18 protein-coding genes are annotated in these 17539 nt (G+C 43.6%); 11 read left to right on the top strand and 7 right to left on the bottom strand.

Features of this window, described 5'->3' with window-relative positions; all coding sequences use genetic code 11:
* Window positions 1–124: 124 nt before the first annotated feature.
* From L6421_RS06475 to hybE, 9 genes are all read left to right on the top strand, one after another.
* Window positions 125–1225 (top strand): DNA alkylation repair protein, encoded by a 1101-nt coding sequence (locus L6421_RS06475; protein ID WP_237260652.1) that lies wholly within the window; start codon window positions 125–127, stop codon window positions 1223–1225.
* Window positions 1222–1896, top strand: coding sequence for a TIGR01621 family pseudouridine synthase (locus tag L6421_RS06470; protein WP_237260650.1), 675 nt, complete (start codon window positions 1222–1224; stop codon window positions 1894–1896). Before L6421_RS06475 ends, L6421_RS06470 begins: the two co-directional genes overlap by 4 nt.
* 37 nt (window positions 1897–1933) lie before the next feature.
* The gene (locus L6421_RS06465) at window positions 1934–2377 is read left to right on the top strand and encodes a YcgN family cysteine cluster protein (RefSeq protein WP_237260647.1); all 444 of its coding nucleotides are present in this window, start codon (window positions 1934–1936) and stop codon (window positions 2375–2377) included.
* A 276-nt stretch (window positions 2378–2653) separates the two neighbouring features.
* Window positions 2654–3409, top strand: a complete 756-nt coding sequence (locus tag L6421_RS06460) for an Aq_1264-related membrane protein (protein ID WP_237260645.1) — start codon at window positions 2654–2656, stop codon at window positions 3407–3409.
* 271 nt (window positions 3410–3680) lie between these two features.
* Window positions 3681–6485 carry a molybdopterin-dependent oxidoreductase gene (locus L6421_RS06455; RefSeq protein ID WP_237260643.1) on the top strand — a complete coding sequence of 935 codons (2805 nt, stop codon included), beginning with the start codon at window positions 3681–3683 and terminating at the stop codon, window positions 6483–6485.
* A 12-nt stretch (window positions 6486–6497) separates the two neighbouring features.
* Window positions 6498–7319: a 4Fe-4S dicluster domain-containing protein gene (locus tag L6421_RS06450; RefSeq protein ID WP_237260641.1), complete on the top strand. Its 822-nt coding sequence runs from the start codon at window positions 6498–6500 to the stop codon at window positions 7317–7319.
* Window positions 7320–7322: 3 nt separating this feature from the next.
* Window positions 7323–8252 (top strand): NrfD/PsrC family molybdoenzyme membrane anchor subunit, encoded by a 930-nt coding sequence (gene nrfD / locus L6421_RS06445; protein ID WP_237260639.1) that lies wholly within the window; start codon window positions 7323–7325, stop codon window positions 8250–8252.
* A gap of 149 nt (window positions 8253–8401) precedes the next feature.
* Window positions 8402–8917: a TorD/DmsD family molecular chaperone gene (locus L6421_RS06440; protein WP_237260637.1), complete on the top strand. Its 516-nt coding sequence runs from the start codon at window positions 8402–8404 to the stop codon at window positions 8915–8917.
* Entirely contained in the window at window positions 8917–9576 is a 660-nt protein-coding gene (gene hybE / locus L6421_RS06435) for a [NiFe]-hydrogenase assembly chaperone HybE (protein WP_237260635.1), read from the top strand. The genes L6421_RS06440 and hybE overlap by 1 nt, the downstream gene beginning before the upstream one ends.
* A gap of 135 nt (window positions 9577–9711) precedes the next feature.
* Here hybE and apbC read toward each other — a convergent pair whose 3' ends face one another.
* The 3 genes from apbC to L6421_RS06420 all read right to left on the bottom strand — a co-directional run bounded on the left by apbC (window position 9712) and on the right by L6421_RS06420 (window position 12219).
* Window positions 9712–10809 carry an iron-sulfur cluster carrier protein ApbC gene (gene apbC / locus L6421_RS06430; RefSeq protein WP_237260633.1) on the bottom strand — a complete coding sequence of 366 codons (1098 nt, stop codon included), beginning with the start codon at window positions 10807–10809 and terminating at the stop codon, window positions 9712–9714.
* 283 nt (window positions 10810–11092) lie between these two features.
* Window positions 11093–11572, bottom strand: coding sequence for a peptidylprolyl isomerase (gene slyD, locus L6421_RS06425; protein ID WP_237260631.1), 480 nt, complete (start codon window positions 11570–11572; stop codon window positions 11093–11095).
* A gap of 164 nt (window positions 11573–11736) precedes the next feature.
* Entirely contained in the window at window positions 11737–12219 is a 483-nt protein-coding gene (locus L6421_RS06420) for an FKBP-type peptidyl-prolyl cis-trans isomerase (protein WP_237260630.1), read from the bottom strand.
* Between the two features lie 72 nt (window positions 12220–12291).
* Between L6421_RS06420 and L6421_RS06415 the strand changes: the two genes are divergently transcribed.
* Window positions 12292–12714: a CopD family protein gene (locus tag L6421_RS06415; protein WP_237260629.1), complete on the top strand. Its 423-nt coding sequence runs from the start codon at window positions 12292–12294 to the stop codon at window positions 12712–12714.
* Between the two features lie 73 nt (window positions 12715–12787).
* Here the strand turns inward: L6421_RS06415 and L6421_RS06410 are convergent, their stop codons facing one another.
* The 4 genes from L6421_RS06410 to L6421_RS06395 all read right to left on the bottom strand — a co-directional run bounded on the left by L6421_RS06410 (window position 12788) and on the right by L6421_RS06395 (window position 15659).
* Window positions 12788–13243, bottom strand: a complete 456-nt coding sequence (locus L6421_RS06410) for a hypothetical protein (RefSeq protein ID WP_237260628.1) — start codon at window positions 13241–13243, stop codon at window positions 12788–12790.
* Window positions 13244–13304: 61 nt separating this feature from the next.
* On the bottom strand, window positions 13305–14144 hold the full coding sequence (locus L6421_RS06405; RefSeq protein WP_237260627.1) for an FAD:protein FMN transferase: 840 nt from the start codon (window positions 14142–14144) through the stop codon (window positions 13305–13307).
* Window positions 14141–14677, bottom strand: coding sequence for an FMN-binding protein (locus L6421_RS06400; RefSeq protein WP_237260625.1), 537 nt, complete (start codon window positions 14675–14677; stop codon window positions 14141–14143). The genes L6421_RS06405 and L6421_RS06400 overlap by 4 nt, the downstream gene beginning before the upstream one ends.
* Before the next feature lie 73 nt (window positions 14678–14750).
* Entirely contained in the window at window positions 14751–15659 is a 909-nt protein-coding gene (locus L6421_RS06395) for a DUF6662 family protein (RefSeq protein ID WP_237260623.1), read from the bottom strand.
* Between the two features lie 411 nt (window positions 15660–16070).
* Between L6421_RS06395 and rimO the strand changes: the two genes are divergently transcribed.
* Window positions 16071–17444, top strand: a complete 1374-nt coding sequence (gene rimO, locus L6421_RS06390) for a 30S ribosomal protein S12 methylthiotransferase RimO (protein WP_237260621.1) — start codon at window positions 16071–16073, stop codon at window positions 17442–17444.
* Window positions 17445–17539 lie beyond the last annotated feature (95 nt).

Here is a 17539-nt window from a genome sequence, read left to right as displayed (position 1 = left end):
CAATTAATCGACAGTTTTACGATATTTTTTGCTTTTACAATACCTCCTATATCAAGGGCTGTGCCAGTTTTAGGTTTAATAACTTTTTTAAATGTTAACTGTTTGAAAATAAAAGATAATTTATATGGCAGAATTGTTGAAAAATGAAATCGATGTAGTAAAAATCAAAAAATTGACAGGCCTGGTCAAGCAATTGAAACCGGAGTTCGATGCCAATGAATTTGAAAACGCGATATTGGATGGTAGTTGGCCTGAACTTGGTTTAAAGCAACGGGTTAGAAAACTCTCTAAGCAGTTAAACCGCTCCTTAAATTCTTCCTACAGGGAGTCTTTGTCGTTATTACAGATGGTTTCGGTTGAATTCTCCGGTCTGTTCCATTTTATTTTTGCGGATTTTGTTGAACTCTATGGTTTAGATGAGTTTGAGGCTTCTATGCAGGCTTTGGCGTTGTTTACCCAAAACAGTACGGCCGAATATGCGATAAGGGTGTTTATCAATCAATATCCGGAACAGAGTAAACAACAATTATTAATTTGGTCTAAAAGTGATGATGCGCATTTAAGGCGCCTTGCCAGTGAAGGAGTGCGGCCGAGGTTGCCTTGGGCGACACATCTACCGTGGATTGCGAAAAATCCGGATTGGGTTAGGCCGATCCTCGAAAATCTAAAATCCGATTCAAGTCGTTATGTGCAAAAAAGTGTAGCCAATTTAATCAATGATTTAAGTAAAACTCAGCGTGAATGGGTTTTAGATTTAGCGGAAACCTGGATGCTCAATGCTTGTACAGAAACACAGTGGATCATTAAACATGGTTTAAGAACCCTGCTGAAACAAGGTGACAGTCGGGCTTTGATGTTGATGGGTTATGGTGACGTCAGCCACTTAAGGTTAAGTGACTGGCAGTTGGATACCAAGGTGGCCATTGGTGAGAAGTTACATGGGCAATTTAATCTAACATCCAACAAACCGATGGGTTTGTTGCGGTTAGAATATGCATTATGGTTTTTAAGAAAGTCGCAAGTACCGTATCGAAAAGTTTTCAAACTTGCTGAATCTGACTATCAAACGGAATATCGTACGTTTCATTTACAGCATAACTTCAAGCCAATCAGCACTCGCAACTACTTACCAGGCCTGCACAAGATCGAATTAATTATTAATGGACAAACCCTACAAACGGCTGAGTTTACATTAACGACAATGAGTGATACCCAAAACACGTGATTTCAATCCTTTATCAAAATAACGACTTTATCGTGGTGAATAAGCCTGCCGGTGTGAATTTCCATAGCGAAGAGCTACCAGGCCTGGTCGTGTTGGTTCAACAGCAGTTGAATTTATCAGAAATCTATCCGGTACATCGTCTGGACAAGATGACATCCGGTTTATTGATATTGGCTTTAAATAAGCCGACGGCGCAACGGTTTCAACGAATGTTTGAAAACCATTTGGTCGAAAAATTTTACATTGCGATATCGGATCAAAAACCTAAAAAGAAACAAGGTTGGATTAAAGGGGACATGGTTGCGGCACGCCGTGGGTCTTGGATGTTAACCAAAACCCAAACCAATCCGGCGGTGACGCAATTTATCAGCGCATTGATTCATCCGGGGGAACGCCTGTTCCTTTTAAAACCAAAAACGGGTAAAACCCATCAATTACGTGTCGCCATGAAAAGCCTTTCAGCGCCTATTTGCGGCGACGCACGTTATGGCGATGCAAACCGGGCTAAACTCGAAGATAGAGGCTATCTACATGCGTATGCCATACGTTTTGAACTACAGCAGACGCCTTATGAGTTTATCTGCCAGCCGGATGAAGGACAGCGTTTTTTACAGGCCGACTGCCAAAAATTGTTGAAGGCGTGGCAAACCCCTTGGACTTATTTCAAATAAGATAAATACACAATACCGATAACGATCAGAGAGCATTATGAACAGCAAGCAAAAACCTTTTTGGGAAACGAAAACCTTGGATGAGATGACACAATCGGAGTGGGAGTCGCTGTGTGATGGCTGTGGGCTTTGTTGCTTGACCAAATTGCAAGATGATGAAACGGATGAAATTGTCTATACCTCGGTCGTTTGCCCTTATTCAGATAAGGAGACAGGGGCTTGTAAAGATTATGAAAACCGTTCCGTCAATGTACCCACATGTGTGCAGCTCACTTTGGAGCGGGTGGCGGAGTTTGATTGGCTACCCGACACTTGTGCTTATCGTATGATTTATAGAGGTCAAGGATTGGCTGACTGGCATCCACTGGTTTCCGGTACGGCGAATTCGATGAAAAAGGCGGGGGTCGGATTGAGTGCCATTCCCGTGGTGGTGGATTGTCCAGGACTTGATTACGAAGATTATATTATCGATAAACCCTAGTTCTCTTTACATCTTCGGATTGTTGGATCGGTTCCCGCCGTTGATTTCTCTCCAAAAATAGTGGATTTATCCTATTGGTATAAGTAGTTTTTATTATTAATAAAAAGGTTTAGTTGGTGAAAGTGACTGGAAGCTTTCAGACTAGCGGAATAAGTCTTTATCTCTTCATTAATAATTTTATTAGAAAAGAATAGAAAAAATTGCTTATGAAAACCCGATACCTTGGACTTATCATAAGTGCTGACTTAATAACCATACCAATTTAATGGAGTTAATATGAAAGAAAGTTCTTGGTTGAACCTACCTGGCTTGTCCTTGTCAGTGAAGGCTCTTTTTACAGGGTATATTTTTGTAGTAGGTTTGGGATTGATGATGGCGGGAGCCCAAATCATGTTGACTCACGGTATGGCTGACGGAAAGTTTGGTTTATCGGTAGATGACATCGTTTACAGTTACTACGGTAACCGTAATGGTTCTAAACTTGAAAGTAAATTACATGGCTCCATGAAGGATAAAGCGACACCTGAAGAGAACTTAACCATGATTAAGTGGGCTCGAGAAGGTGCAGATGAAGCAACCTGGAACTCAACAATCAAACCGATTGTTGATGCAAAATGTGCCATGTGTCATGTCAATATTCCAACGTTACCGAATGTCACCAAATACGATGTCATTAAAGAGATTGCTGCAGTAGACCATGGTGCTGAAATCGGCTCATTAACGCGTGTTTCTCATATCCACTTGTTCGGTATCTCATTTATCTTCTTCTTTGTCGGTTTAATCTTCTCTATGGCGGTTGGTTTTAGACCTTGGATTAAAGCGGTGATTATTTTTATACCGTTCGCTTTCTTAATTGTCGATATCGCTTCTTGGTGGTTAACCAAAATGAACCCCAACTTTGCTTACTTTGTGATTATTGGTGGTTTTGGTTACAGTGTGGCGGCAGCAATCATGTTATTCACGTCACTTTATCAGATGTGGATCATGCCATTTAAAGGACAGTCCTCTATCGAAAACACTTGGAAAGGTTAGTTTCCAATATTACTTTCAATCAAGTTTTTGTTTAAATACTTTTTAAATAAAGCTTGAATAGAAAACCCAAGATTCTATCTTGGGTTTTTTTTTAGCTGCGAAACCCTTATTCCATAGGGTTATCATTAAAAACCCAGTTATTTACTGGGTTTATTTATACATAAAATTTATTTTCCCTTATTAATATAAGTGATTTTAATTGTCATAAGCACCTGCTTATACTCGACAACGTCAAAATGCATATTATTAGTCAAAAACAGGGAAAAGTTTTATGGCATGGTCATTTCCAAAACTCACTCGAAGAACCTTCATCCAAGGTGCTGCTGCAACAACAGCAATCGGCGCTTTATCAGGTTCTAAAATCGCTTCAGCACATCTACCTTCGTGGGATGATTTGATGTTTGCGGACAGCAAGCGCAAACAGATGAAAGAAAAATTAGATTATACGATCTGCAACTTTTGTTCTTCTTTGTGTAATATCGAGATTCGCTCCTTAACAGATGGTGAAACCAGTCGCATTGTTAAGTTGGAGGGTAACCCGCACTCAACCCTAAACCGAGGTCGTGCTTGTGCGCGTGGTCAATCCGGTTTATTCCAAACTTACGATACCGACCGTCTCAAGACACCGATGATTCGTGTTGAAGGCTCTAAGCGTGGTGAGATGGCTTTCCGTAAAGCAACTTGGGAAGAGGTGTACGAATACATCGCCAAGAACACCAAAGAGGTCAAGCCTTGGGAGTGGACCACGGTAGGCGGCTGGACCAACTGTGTGTTCTATATGAACTGGGCGGTAGCTTTCTCCATGGCTAACCAAATTCCAAACATTGTGGCATCCCCGATGCAGCATTGTGTGACGACCGGTCACTTAGGAACCGATGCGGTAACCGGTAACTTCAATATCCACGATGAAATCCTACCTGATTTTGATAATGCACGTTACATCATGTATATCGCCAATAACGGTTCCATGGGGGCTGTTTCAACAGCTCGTGTGGTACGTGCGGCCGAAGGGATTCAGCGCGGTGCTAAAATTGTGGTGTTAGACCCGCGTTTATCGGAAACCGCGGCCAAGGCCGATGAGTGGGTGCGCATTCGTCCGGGTACCGATTTAGATTTTGCCATGGCGATGATGAATGAAATCATGTCTAAAGATTACTATGACAAATCGTTCTGTACTAAACACACCAACTTACCGTTCTTGATTGAAAAAGACGCGGAGGGTGAATGGCAAATTATTCGCGATGAAAACGGCAATTTCTCGGTTTATGATGAAGTCACGGCTTCGGTTCAAAAAGTGAAATCGCACGACAACGCCAATGAATTGGACATTAACGGTCAGCGTATCATTCCCGCCTTGAGATTACCTGAAGGGGTGATGGTCAAAGGTAAGGCGGTGCAAACGGTTTTTGAAGCCCAGTTGGATGAAATCAAACATGTCACGCCTGAGTTTGCGGCTAAAACCACCACGATTCCAGCTGAAGATATCGTGCGTATCGCTTATGAGTACTCACATATCAAACCGGCGATTATCGATCCAGGCTGGATGGGTGCACGTTATAACAACGTGCAGATGTTGCGCCGCACTCAAGCGATGTTGCAGGCCTTGATTGGCGGGATTGACAGCAAAGGCGGTTGGATTAACGCCGCTGAAGTACGTCACAAAGTGCACACCACACATGAAGCCCGTATGAAAGGTGAGAAACAACTTCATCCGTTAGCCACTACGGCAGGTATGCCATTCGCCGAGATGGTGGTCGATGTCTTCAGTAACCCTAAAAACTTCAATCATGGTAAGCCGGCGTGGGCGTATGCGTTTGCAGAACAGCAAAAGGCCGCGGGTAAACCTTGGGTCTCTTTACCGGTCATGGCCGATACCGGTCTGTTTGAATCGGTTCGTGGTGAGGTGGAGTACAAGGGTGAAAAATACCTCACCAAAGCATTCTTCATCAATGGCGCTAACCCGGTACATCACTATTTCCCGGACTCTTACTGGAAAGAGATGCTAAACCATGAAAACGTCAGTTGTGTGGTCTGTATGGATGTTTTACCTTCTGATACCACCGCTTATGCCGATGTCATTCTTCCAAACTCGACTTATCTAGAGCGTGACGAACCGGGTGTTTACGGCAACGGGGTGAACCAAGATTTAGGTTTGACCACTCGTTTCAAAGCGATTGACCCTTTATACGATACCCAAGAAGTGACCGATGTGATGTTCAAAATGACAGAAATCATTTCAGGTAAAGCTGGGGTTGAAGCCTATTATCAAACCATCGATAACCTAGCAGGCCTGTCAGCCGAAAAAGCCAAAAAGTATGTGGCCGAAGAACAAGCTAAGGGCACAGCAGCACCTATCGCGGCGGCTTACCGCCGTGTGAGCATGGAACATGCGGCACATGAAGTGGGTGAAACGCCGGAAACTTTTGAGAAAGTGTTGCGTGAAAAAGGGGTTTATTACATCAAAACCATGGATGAACTGCTTGAAGAAGCGGCCATGCCTCAAAAAATGCCCGTACCAACCAAGTCTGGACGTATCGAGTTCTATTCAGGCTTATTTGAAATGATACGTGGTAACAGCACAACCCGTGCGCCTAACTTTGGTGTGTTGGCCACCCATTTCCCATCGGGGATTTTGGGTGAGAAAGTCTTACAAGACCGCATGTTGGGTGACGGTGAATTCTACTTCACTTATGGTAAGTCACCGACGGTTTCGCATGGCTCTACCAACGCCAACAACCCGGTATTGTCGGCCATCAATACATTCAAAGAAGACATTTACACCGGTATTTGGATTAACCCAACCCGTGCGGATAAGTTGAATATCAAAACCGGTGACAAAATTAAAATCACCAACCTGGAAGATGAAAGCTTGAATGTCGATGGTAAAGCCTATGTGACCAACCAAGTTCAGCCAGAGTCGGTCTTTATGTATTCCTCTTTCGGAACGGAAAACGCGGCCTTAAGCCGAGCAGTTGGTTTTGGTAGTGCAATCAATAAAGTGATTGGTTACAAGGTCGATCCAGTGGTGGCCGGTTTCCGTTCGCAAGAATTCACTATCAAAGTTGAAAAAGTTTAAAGGAGGTCACGGATGGCTCATTATGCAATGTTAATTGACCTAAACACTTGTACTGGCTGTAACGCTTGTATGGCGGCGTGTGCGGTAGAAAACCAAACGCCGTTCTGGTCTGATAAATGGCGTACTCAGGTACATGATATTTCTAAGGGTAAGAGCGATGAAGATGCCATGCGAGTTTTCTTCCCGCGCTTATGTAACCACTGCGATAACCCTCCTTGTGTAACGGTTTGCCCAACGGGTGCGACTTACAAGATGGATAACGGGATTGTCGATGTCGATGACGATATGTGTATGGGCTGTCAAGCCTGTACCTTGGCTTGCCCATACGATGCCCGTTATGCATTGGATTACGATGACAATACCGAGAAGAAAGCGGTATTTGGTGAAGAAACCCTGAAAAAAACACGTCCAGGGGTCGATAAATGTAACTTCTGTCGTGACCGAGTTGAAGACAACCGTTTACCGGCTTGTGTGGAAACCTGTGTGGGGAATGCTCGTCAGTTTGCTGACTTGGATAATCCAAACGATCCGGTGACGCAAATCATCAACTCTGGAATTGCAGAACCCTTAATGGCCCATTTAGGCACAAAACCCAATGTTTACTATATTCCGGTTAAAAAGCAGACGGTGCATTTTGAACGTGGCACCTTCAATGGCCAAAAATCAGAAGGTGGTTTGCATCCGATGGGGGGTGAAAACGGCACAACATTCGAACGTAAACAGAATGAGGATATGCACGGACACACCGAGCATCATGCGGCTTTTGACGCCAATAGCCCATTTGCGAACACACCAAATGCGCAAATAACAGACTTATTGAGAGAGGAGGCGTAAATTATGTTCTATTTCGGACAAGAGCAATGGAACTGGTTAGTTGCCGTTTATCTCTTTTTAGGGGGGATGGGGGCGATGGTAATGGCTATTTCAACCATTATCCATCGTGTTAAAGCCTTTGGGCAGGATAACACCTTACTGATGATTTGGGGTAACCTGACAGGTTTTGCGATGTTGTCGGTCGGTTCGGCCATGTTGTTCTATCACCTGTTAGACCATCTGGCGGTTTGGCACGTATTGTTGGGAGTGTTTAACAAGCCCGATTCCTGGATTGCCTGGGGTACCTGGTCGATTATATTTGGTATGGTTTGGGGACTTATTTACACTTTGCCGCATATTCCTACACCAAAATTTTTAGGCTGGTGTCAGTTACTGAAGTTCTTTAAATGGTTTGGTAGCAAATACGCTGGCCCAATGGCTTGGGGTACGGTATTCATGTCAGTGTTCACGGCGGTTTATACGGGTATGCTGTTACAGTCTTTCCCAGCCGTTGCCTTATGGCATAACCCTGGTATTCCAGTTTTGTTTACCGTGTCGGCGGTATCGACCGCGTTAGCGACTTTGCTGGTATTGCAATATGTTGTGGTGCGAGAAAATGATCATGAACTGCGTCACCGTTTTGAATTGATCGATACCTGGTTGATTGGTATTGAGTTAATCATTGTTTTGGGTTTCTTCTTCTACCTATTCAATGGTTCATTAAACGCTCAGGCATCTCATGATTTACTATGGAGTGATCCCGTTTGGCTATATGGTTTTGTAGTGGGTGGTTTACTGTTGCCTTTCATCATCAACCTGGCCATGGTAACGCATAAGTTACCGACCAATGGATTCTTGGTCATTGTTTCCGCTATCTTGGTTTTGATTGGGGGGTATATCCTTCGTCATTACATGTTATTGGCCGGAATCTGGGAACTGCCATATCCAAAATGAAGTTAAGTGAGTTTAATTTAAGCTAAACTAAATTCGCTTTACCCTTAATTATCTAAAAGCACTCAAGTTGGGTGCTTTTATGCATTTAGAATGAGGTTTTAAGAATCAACCGAATTGAGTTCGGTTGACTCAAAAACTAAGGAAAGTATATGTCAGAGAAAATCCAAGAATTGATTGTTTTAGCCGGTTTATTAGGCGAGCCATGTGAAGAATCGATGGAAGCGATTCAAGAGCTTGCACCTCAACTGGATTGGCTCTCAAAAGAGGCGGTTGAAGAGGTTGCCTCAACGCCATTGGAGAGATGGCAGATGGAGCATACCCGTTTGTTTGTGTCCGGACACCCAAAAACCGAATGTGCGCCGTTTGAATCGGTATGGGCAGAAGGGCGCATGATCGGGGACAGCACGTTTTCGATTCAGACTTTATACAATAAAGTTCAATACAAGCCTGATGCGGAGTTACCCGCAGATTATTTGGGTTCCGAATTAGAGTTTTTAGCCTTTGTGTTAGAGAATTACAACGAGCAGCAAGCCTTTCTGGTAGAAATTCTAGAGCATTTACATGGCTGGGTTCCCAAGTTTGCCAAGGCTGTGCGCATTCACGCTGATTTGAGTTTCTATCGCGACTACGCCAAACGTTTAGAAGCCTTGTTTGAGATGAAATGATGTCAAATTCAAGCCAAAAAAGCGAAATCAACCAACCAACCAGGCCTGGTCAGTCTGATTGGCAATTCATTCAAGCCAAAACCTTACAAGAGGCGCATGACTTGATTATCGACACCTTCAAAAACACTTATCATAAAAATTTTGAGGATGAGTGGATGGGGGTCAATCACAATCTTGAGGTTGAGTTACGTGGCGTGAAATTTGTGGATGGATGGATTACCGGGTTCTTACTTACACCTTGGATGTTGTGCAATCTCTATGTACCGGTTCTAGCTGAATTAACGGAAGATTTGCAAATTGAGGAAGAGTGGCAAGCTCAAGCAAGGCTTGATCAAGATTATATGGTGATTGGGCCTTTAAAGACGTTTGAAATTGGCGGGGCTGAGCAAAAGGGCTATTTGAATTATCACGTTGAATTAGGCCATTATCTATTACAGCCTTTGGTGCAAATCATGGATAAGTATGCGGATAATGAAAAAGCCTTTGCCGCTTGGTCGGAGGTGATAGCTTTCAGAAAAGCGCATTATGAAAAAGTCGAGCAGGAATTGGCGGCTAGGCAATTAGCCGAACAACAAGCCAAAGACAATACCGAAGATGGTATTGCGGTTGATGAAAATGAAGTATTGGATAGGCGAGGTTTTTTATCGAAATGGCTGTAAGTGGATTTTGGGTTGATTTTGGGTTGTTTTGAAAAGTCTCTTGATGCCAAAGTATGCATGACAAACATCGAGTCGTTAAGCGCCTTGACCGACTACACGGTTAAGGCGCTTTTTTATGTGACATCAAAGATGACCTTAAATATTCCATTGGATGGTTTTTTGATTGGATGACTGAGCTTTAAGCTGCTCTTCCGTCTGCGGAACCACCGGAGCTTGACTGTCTTGTATATATAGAGCCGAAGCCACCTTGCGTGCAATTTCTCTAAAGTTAAGGGCAATCTTAGATTCCGGCTCAGCCATGACAGTCGGTTTACCGCTGTCGGTCTCCTCCTGAATACGTTTGTCTAACGGCAAAGAACCTAAGAAGTTGACCATGTATTGCAAAGACATCAGTTGCGCACCATCATGACCGAAGATATGTTCTTCATGACCGCATTTAGGACAAATGAACATATTCATGTTTTCAACCACTCCCAATACTGGAACGTCCACCTGGTGGAACATCTTTAGCCCTTTTTTGGCATCCAGCAATGCAATCTCCTGCGGAGTGGAGACCACCACCGCACCGGATACTGGAATCTGCTGGGAAATGGTCAGTTGAACATCTCCTGTTCCTGGAGGCATGTCAATCACCAGATAATCCAGTTCTGGCCATTCCGTGTTAAACAAAAGGGTTTTTAACGCCGAATCCAACTGCGCTCCACGCCAAATCAGCGGAGTGTATTCACGAGTGATATGGTTGGCGATGGTGGCGATTTCGATTCCGTGGGCTTTAATCGGTTTGATTTTGTCACCGTTGATTTCAGGGCGTAAATCATCGATACCAAACATTTTAGCTTGGCTTGGACCATATAAATCGGCGTCTAACACACCTACTTTTGCCCCTTCGGCTTGTAAGGCCAAAGCCAGGTTGGCGGTAACCGTGGATTTACCGACCCCCCCTTTTGCAGAAGAGACCGCAATAATGTTTTTGATATTGGCCAGGCCTGGTTGTTCTGCAGAAACTCTTGCCGAAGGGCGTATCTGATATTCAAATGCGATTTGTGAATGAGAGTCCTCGCCAATTATTTGGCGGATAGCTTGAGAAATTGCCGCTTCGTTGCCTTTGGCCGGGTAAGGCAGGGTTATGGTCATTAACTTATCTGCAAAAGAGAGGGCATCCAATTCTTTTAGTGTCTTACCAAGATAAGGTTCATTAATATTGCCTAATTTGGCAAGGGTCTGATTCTCCATAATCAAATTTCCGCTCTTTCAAGTAAAGTAAAGGTAGGAGGTGATTTTACTCGGCTTGCGGGGGATTGAAAATAAAGGTATTTAATAGTTGTCTATAAGAAAGAGTGGGCTTGTGTGCATCGGGCTAGAAACGGTTTGCGGCTTATACGGTATGGGTTAGCTGATAAGAGGATTCTTGGCGATGTATTTTTTAGGTGCAACTGGCTGTTCTATCGAAATCTAAGTATGAAAAAGCCCCAGAGAGGCGGGGCTTAGTGCTATGAAACGGTTATAACCGAATATGTTAGTGGTGATGTCCACCTTCGCCATGTGCATGACCATGTTCAAGCTCTTCAGGAGTCGATTCGCGTAAACCCACGACTTCAACTTCAAAGGTCAATGCCTGACCTGCAAGCGGGTGGTTGCCATCAACGGTGATTTGGTCGTCTTCAATATGGGTGATTTCAACCGAGTGCATACCTTGTTCTGACTGAGCTTCAAAACGCATACCGATTTCCAACTCTTCAACGCCTTGAAACATCGATTGAGGCACGGTTTGCACCAAAGCATCGACACGTTCACCGTACGCTTGATCAGCGGCGATGGTCGTGGTGAATTTGTCACCGACTTTTTTACCCTCTAGCTCAGCTTCAAGGCCAGGAATCAAATTGTGATGACCATGTAAATAGGCAAGCGGATTGCCGTTGGAAGCATCAATTTGCTCACCATGTTCATTCGTTAAGGTGTATTCGATTAGGGCGACTTTGTCTTTTTGAATATTCATCTCTGTATTTCCTGGTAAATCCGTTAAGTCTAAAAGGTCTCTTTTCAACACCATTCATATGGCAGATAATTTAAAAAGTTCCGACTATGATAACGTGTCAGCGAACTTTGTGCACGGTTTGTAGCCTAATTGATTCTGCCTTATCTGGTGTCTTTCAAAAGGGCTTAGTGGTGGTGACCGCCAACGCCATGTGCATGGCCGTGTGCAATCTCTTCTTCAGTCGCATCACGTACATCCACCACTTCAATCTCAAAGGTTAAATCCATACCAGCCATTTCATGGTTGCCATCAACCGTAACGGTTTCTTCGTTTACTTCAGTGATCACCACCGAGTGGAAACCTTGTTCGGATTGGGCCTCAAAACGCATGCCCACTTCCAAAGATTCAACGCCTTGAAACATATCGATAGGCACACCAGATTGGACAAGGTGTTCTTGGACAGGACCATAAGCCTCTTCAGCCGGAATGGTTGCTGTGAATTTATCACCCGCTTGTTTATCGGTAAGTTCGGCCTCTAAACCAGGAATCAAATTATGGTTACCATGTAGGTAAGCTAAAGGTTCGTCACCCGAAGCATCAAGCTGATTCCCTTCGGCATCGGTAAGAACGTATTTGATTTGTACCACTTTATTGTTTTCGATTTTCATGACGACTCAACTATTAGTTTTTTAAAAAACAGGTATGATACTAAAAATTAAATCACCCTTGGAGAAATACCCATGTTATGGCTTAAAACCTTTCATATTTTATTTATGATGTCTTGGATGGCGGGGATTTTTTATCTGCCTAGAATTTTTGTGCATTTTGTTGAGGGTAAAGAGGCCGGTCAAGACGTTGCTCGTTTAGCGATCATGGCGAAAAAACTCTATGGTTTTATGACCATTATGATGATGTTGGCGGTGGGTACCGGTATTTGGTTGTGGTTGGCGTATTTTCCTCTGGCCGAAGGCATGGGATGGCTACACGCCAAGATTGTCTTTGTGATTCTCATGCTGGCTTACCATATGTGGACCAAAAAACGTATGCAGGAGATGCAGCAAGGGCATTTAGACCACAGTGGTGTTTACTACCGTTGGGCAAATGAGATTCCGCTATTGTTAGTCACCGTCATTCTCATATTGGTGGTGGTTAAGCCGTTTTAACAATTTTCAAACGGTTCCAAATCATTTCAATTTGAAAGCTACCAGGCCTGGTAGCTTTTTTTTTGTCGAAAAATCATGGAATCGGTTTGCTGCTTTTTTTACCGTGATAACGATGTATGAATAACCCAAGTGGAACAAGCATGCCCAAAACGCTGTGCACTAAACTGCTGTATTCAGATAACGTCTCGTTAGATGAGTAGTAAATAAACAGACTGCTGAAAATAATCAGCGCCCAAAACAGCATGAAAACCAGTCCGCTTGTGATGTTCTCTTTTCTGCGCCAGTGGTTGCGAATGTGAATCGTCCATAAACTTCCAATGAACCAGACCATTAACCAGCCAAATACAACATGTATTGCGGTTGTCCAAAGCCGTAGGTCGCCACTGCTTAAAGGCAGCTCCATGAGCCAATCGATGTCCCATTGCAAACGAAAGATGATTAACGATGGCAGTAATAATAAGCCGCTGATGAAGAGTAGCGTTGTGGTTGCCATTAAGGATGGCAGAAAAAATTTAGGGTAACCGTTCATAAAATCTCTGGAAATCTTTGGTGTATTTTTGTTTAATTTAATCGGCTTGCAATCGTCCTGTTCAACTTGCTTTCGAGCAGAAGTATTCGGCAGAAAATTGATGAGCCATCTGCTGTCTTTCATTTTCAGGTAGCAGTGCCAATACTTTGGTTAAGCCATCGGCTAGCCAAGCTTGGCTGGTGGCGACACTGATCAAGCCTTCTTGCGCCTCGATTCCTTGTGTATCGACAATTTGGCTTGGAAGCGTAACACTTAGGTCGCGGCTAATCTGAGAAGTTGCCAAGGCACAATTTGTCAATTCGGTTAGCGGCTCAAGCGAGTTTGTTTGCGAGACTTTTCGACGATGGATAGGTAGTTTTATTTCGCCAATCACTTTGATATCTCCGCCAGCATTAATCCAGGCCGACTGCACCCCAAGAGACTGGAGTTTTTCCAATGCGAAGTCAATGGCATACCCTTTAGCGATACCGTCCAGGGTGATTAATACCGGGGTGATCAGTCGAGCTTGGTTCTGTTTGATTTCAATATCCATGGATGAACCCGACAAATTGAACCGATGTGGGAAGTGATCGGGTAATTTCTGGTTTTGTACCAAATGGCCGCCCACCGTGCAGTTAAACAGTTCGGCGGATTGTTCTCCCAATTGTTTGGCCAAAGCCAATACCTTAAGGGTTTCTTTTGGTAAGGAAACCCATCTTCGTGGTGATTTATTCAATTGAGACAGGGCACTGTCTTCATGGTGAAAGCTCATTTGGCTCGCAATGGTCTGAAGCGCTTTGAATGCGACCTCAAAATAGCGGTTCTGTTGATGGATATCCTTCGTCTCCGAGTCAAGTATCCCCACCTCTACAAAGGTGCCCAATAGGGGTTTCATACGTTTAATGTAATTGGTGGTTTTCATGGTTTTAGAGCCACTTCATATAAAGCAAGTAGGCGTTTTACCCCATTGGTAACGTTACGGCAAGACAGGGTGGCACCGCTAATATTCGGTATGTCTTGCTCCAACTCTAACGGGCTGTTTTTATCTACCCCTTTGAAATGCGACTTCCAGCTGGCTTCATTGACTTCGCCACCATAGGTTTCACGGTAATCCATTATCTCGATGTTTAAGATTTCGCCTTGGGCTGAAATGGCCGCCGCATAGGTGATGAATTCATGTTTGCCAATCACTTTGTCTACGATAAACCAACCCAAAAACTCGTCACCTTTATAAGCTTTCCAGGTTTTTTGTTGTTTCCATCTTTGGCGAACATCACTGATCGATTCAATCTGCTCTTTTTGTGTTGCAGTCAATTCGATGAAGTTTTCGGTAAACTGGTTGGCTTGCGGATAAAGAGCGGTCTGAGCTTGTTGCACACTGAGGTACTGAATGCCATAGGCGGGACAAGTGATTGCGGCAACAGGCAATAAAAATAGCGGAGCTATTGATTTCATTTTCAAGATCCATTTTCTATATATTGAAAAGCCCTTGATAAAAAGGGCGGGTTTTTAGGAGCGTGGATTAGAGTTAAAAGTTATAACCAATCTTAAATTTTATCTCTTGTTTCGTTTTTTCAATCAGGTGAAGATTGGTGTCTGACTGGTTTTCGTAAGTTTCCCCCCCTCCAGAAATTTGCGATAGAAACGTCAAGGTTGACCAGAAATGTTTATCGCCATAGTGGATGGACGGACCTGCAAACAGCGACCAGCGCTCTAGACCGACTTCAGTTTCATATTCCATTTCATACAAGGCTTCCGCACCAAATGACCAGTTAGAGGCAAAACGGTAAGATAGACCTGTGCTCATCCCTAAGCCAATTTCCATTTCAGGGTTGGTTGGCCATTCTTCTTCATCATTAATTCCATCAATTTTGGCTCTGGTTGCATGGGTGGTTTCCATGTCAAGGTTACCCAACCAAACCATTTGCCCATCCATGAAATACTTTTGTGCCTGAAGCCCTAAGTTGATCGAAATGGTCTCTTTATCCTGGCCTGAGTGTTTGTCGATGGTGTCATATTCAATGCCCACACTGGTTGACAGCCCAATATCATTTAAAGCGGGCGTTAAAAAGGCGTATTTGGCCGTTGCTTCAAAACCAGATAGGGTTAGGCCTTGAGTTTTTTCTTGTGGCAGATAACCACCGATAATCAATCCCTTGGTGTCAACCGAGCGACCAATCAGGGCTCCGGAAACGGTGAATCGATTGCTGACACCATATTCCAACTCAGTGATGCTATCTAGGGCGGAGTAGCTACCTTGACCTTTATCGCTTCGTTGGGTGAATATCTGATAAAACTCCAATGCCCCCTTAGGTAAGGGCTCTGAACCCTTAGTGTAGCCAAGTAAGTTTTCTCCGGCAAAGGCCATCGTTGCATAGGTTGATGAAAGAGTCATAGATGCTAGTGTGGAGGCTAAAAGCAATGTTTTGTTATTCACGTTGTTTTCCTTGTTTATTTGTAAATCTAAATGTTAATAATTTGCATTTAGATTGAATGATAAGGAAAAATTCACTAAAGTCAAATATAAATGATAATGATTTGCATTACCTGTATCATAAATGGGTGGTTTTTCACTTTGTAAAAAGATAGGGTCTGAAGATTGAGGGAATTGGATTGGATTGAAAACAAATTAAAACAAAACAAGCAGGCCTGATTAATCCACCTGTATTGCTATAACGGTATTGGATATTTCAGGATTTTTCCACCGTTCTTTTGAAATTAGTGTTTCGCTGTTGTTTTGCTAACGCTTGTTGTCAACGTAGTATTCTTAAATCGATGCTCTATTTTGTAGGTTAGCGTTTTGTTAATACGTTAAAATAGCCTGCAAATTAATTGGAGAATAATAGTTATGTCTAAACAGCAGCCTACCGTCGGTGTTATCAGTTTAGGATGCCCTAAAGCAACCGTTGATAGTGAACGCATTTTGACTCAGTTGAGAACGGAAGGTTATCAGCTGACAAACAGTTATGAAGATGCTGATACGGTGATTGTGAATACTTGTGGTTTTATTGACAGTGCGGTGCAGGAATCCTTAGATACGATTGGCGAAGCCTTAGAAGAGAATGGTAAGGTGATTGTGACAGGTTGTTTAGGTGCTAGAGCGGACCAAATCACCGAGGTACATCCCAAGGTCTTAGCGGTTTCAGGCCCTGCGGCTTATGAAGAGGTGTTAACGGCGGTACATAATGTCATAGCCCCTCCAAAACATAACCCGTTCATTGATTTGGTTCCACCTCAAGGGATTAAGCTTACCCCCAAACATTTTGCGTATTTGAAAATATCGGAAGGGTGTAATCACCGTTGTACTTTCTGCATTATTCCTTCGATGCGTGGTGACTTGGTAAGCCGCCCAGTGGCGGATGTGATTAATGAAGCCAAACGTCTAAAAGAAGCGGGTGTTAAAGAGTTATTGGTGGTATCGCAGGATACCGCCGCTTACGGTGTAGACGTAAAGTACAAAACCGAATTTGCCGAAGGACGACCAACTAAAACTTCAATGGTGGGGTTGGCGGAAGCTTTAGGAGAAATGGGCGGAGTGGATGAGTTTTGGGTGCGTTTGCATTATGTCTATCCCTACCCAAATGTCGAAGAGGTGATCCCTTTGATGGCGGAAGGGAAAATTTTGCCTTATCTGGATATGCCTCTGCAGCATGCCAATCCGCGGGTTTTAAAAGCCATGAAGCGCCCAGGCAATGTTGAAAAAACCTTGGAGCGTATTAATAAATGGCGTGAAGCGGTTCCTGATTTAACCATTCGTTCAACCTTTATTGTCGGTTTCCCGGGGGAAACGGAAGAAGAGTTTCAAGACTTGTTGGATTTCTTGGAAGCGGCTCAGTTAGACCGTGTTGGGTGTTTCCAGTATTCTCCTGTTGAAGGAGCTACCGCTAATGAAATCGCTGAGCAGGTTCCTGATGAGGTTAAGCAGGAGCGCTTTGACCGTTTTATGCAACTTCAGCAACGTATCAGTGCTGAAAAAATGCAGGCCAAAGTGGGCAAAATCATGAAGGTATTGGTAGATGAAATTGACGATAAGGGTGCCGTAGCACGTTCTATGGCGGATGCCCCTGAAATTGATGGTATGGTCTTTATCGATGATGCCTTTCATCTTCAGCCAGGTGAGTTTGTCACAGTAGAAATTATCGGTGCGGATGAATACGATCTATGGGCCAAACCCGTTGACGAGTTTGTCGAGCAAGAGAGTTCTTATATAGAGTTAGGCTGATGATTAGCGAGGTTATGGTTTTGCCTTCTCTCTAGTTAAGACTTTGTGTCAGGTTCAATCTAAGGCGTTAATCCATATCAGGGTTAGCGCTTTTT

It is taken from the genome of Thiomicrorhabdus immobilis, from assembly GCF_021654855.1.
GTDB classification, from domain to species: Bacteria; Pseudomonadota; Gammaproteobacteria; order Thiomicrospirales; family Thiomicrospiraceae; genus Thiomicrorhabdus; species Thiomicrorhabdus immobilis.
The sequence above is the reverse complement of the archived record's forward strand: the minus strand, read 5'-3'. Positions and strand labels throughout refer to the sequence as shown.

Excerpts from the sequence above, each read along its gene's own strand:
- L6421_RS06475 (WP_237260652.1), top strand. The coding sequence starts at position 125 with ATGGCAGAATTGTTGAAAAATGAAATCGATGTAGTAAAAATCAAAAAA.
- L6421_RS06465 (WP_237260647.1), top strand. The coding sequence starts at position 1,934 with ATGAACAGCAAGCAAAAACCTTTTTGGGAAACGAAAACCTTGGATGAG.
- L6421_RS06460 (WP_237260645.1), top strand. The coding sequence starts at position 2,654 with ATGAAAGAAAGTTCTTGGTTGAACCTACCTGGCTTGTCCTTGTCAGTG.
- L6421_RS06455 (WP_237260643.1), top strand. The coding sequence starts at position 3,681 with ATGGCATGGTCATTTCCAAAACTCACTCGAAGAACCTTCATCCAAGGT.
- L6421_RS06450 (WP_237260641.1), top strand. The coding sequence starts at position 6,498 with ATGGCTCATTATGCAATGTTAATTGACCTAAACACTTGTACTGGCTGT.
- nrfD (WP_237260639.1), top strand. The coding sequence starts at position 7,323 with ATGTTCTATTTCGGACAAGAGCAATGGAACTGGTTAGTTGCCGTTTAT.
- L6421_RS06440 (WP_237260637.1), top strand. The coding sequence starts at position 8,402 with ATGTCAGAGAAAATCCAAGAATTGATTGTTTTAGCCGGTTTATTAGGC.
- hybE (WP_237260635.1), top strand. The coding sequence starts at position 8,917 with ATGTCAAATTCAAGCCAAAAAAGCGAAATCAACCAACCAACCAGGCCT.
- apbC (WP_237260633.1), bottom strand. The coding sequence starts at position 10,809 with ATGGAGAATCAGACCCTTGCCAAATTAGGCAATATTAATGAACCTTAT.
- slyD (WP_237260631.1), bottom strand. The coding sequence starts at position 11,572 with ATGAATATTCAAAAAGACAAAGTCGCCCTAATCGAATACACCTTAACG.
- L6421_RS06420 (WP_237260630.1), bottom strand. The coding sequence starts at position 12,219 with ATGAAAATCGAAAACAATAAAGTGGTACAAATCAAATACGTTCTTACC.
- L6421_RS06415 (WP_237260629.1), top strand. The coding sequence starts at position 12,292 with ATGTTATGGCTTAAAACCTTTCATATTTTATTTATGATGTCTTGGATG.
- L6421_RS06410 (WP_237260628.1), bottom strand. The coding sequence starts at position 13,243 with ATGAACGGTTACCCTAAATTTTTTCTGCCATCCTTAATGGCAACCACA.
- L6421_RS06405 (WP_237260627.1), bottom strand. The coding sequence starts at position 14,144 with ATGAAAACCACCAATTACATTAAACGTATGAAACCCCTATTGGGCACC.
- L6421_RS06400 (WP_237260625.1), bottom strand. The coding sequence starts at position 14,677 with ATGAAATCAATAGCTCCGCTATTTTTATTGCCTGTTGCCGCAATCACT.
- rimO (WP_237260621.1), top strand. The coding sequence starts at position 16,071 with ATGTCTAAACAGCAGCCTACCGTCGGTGTTATCAGTTTAGGATGCCCT.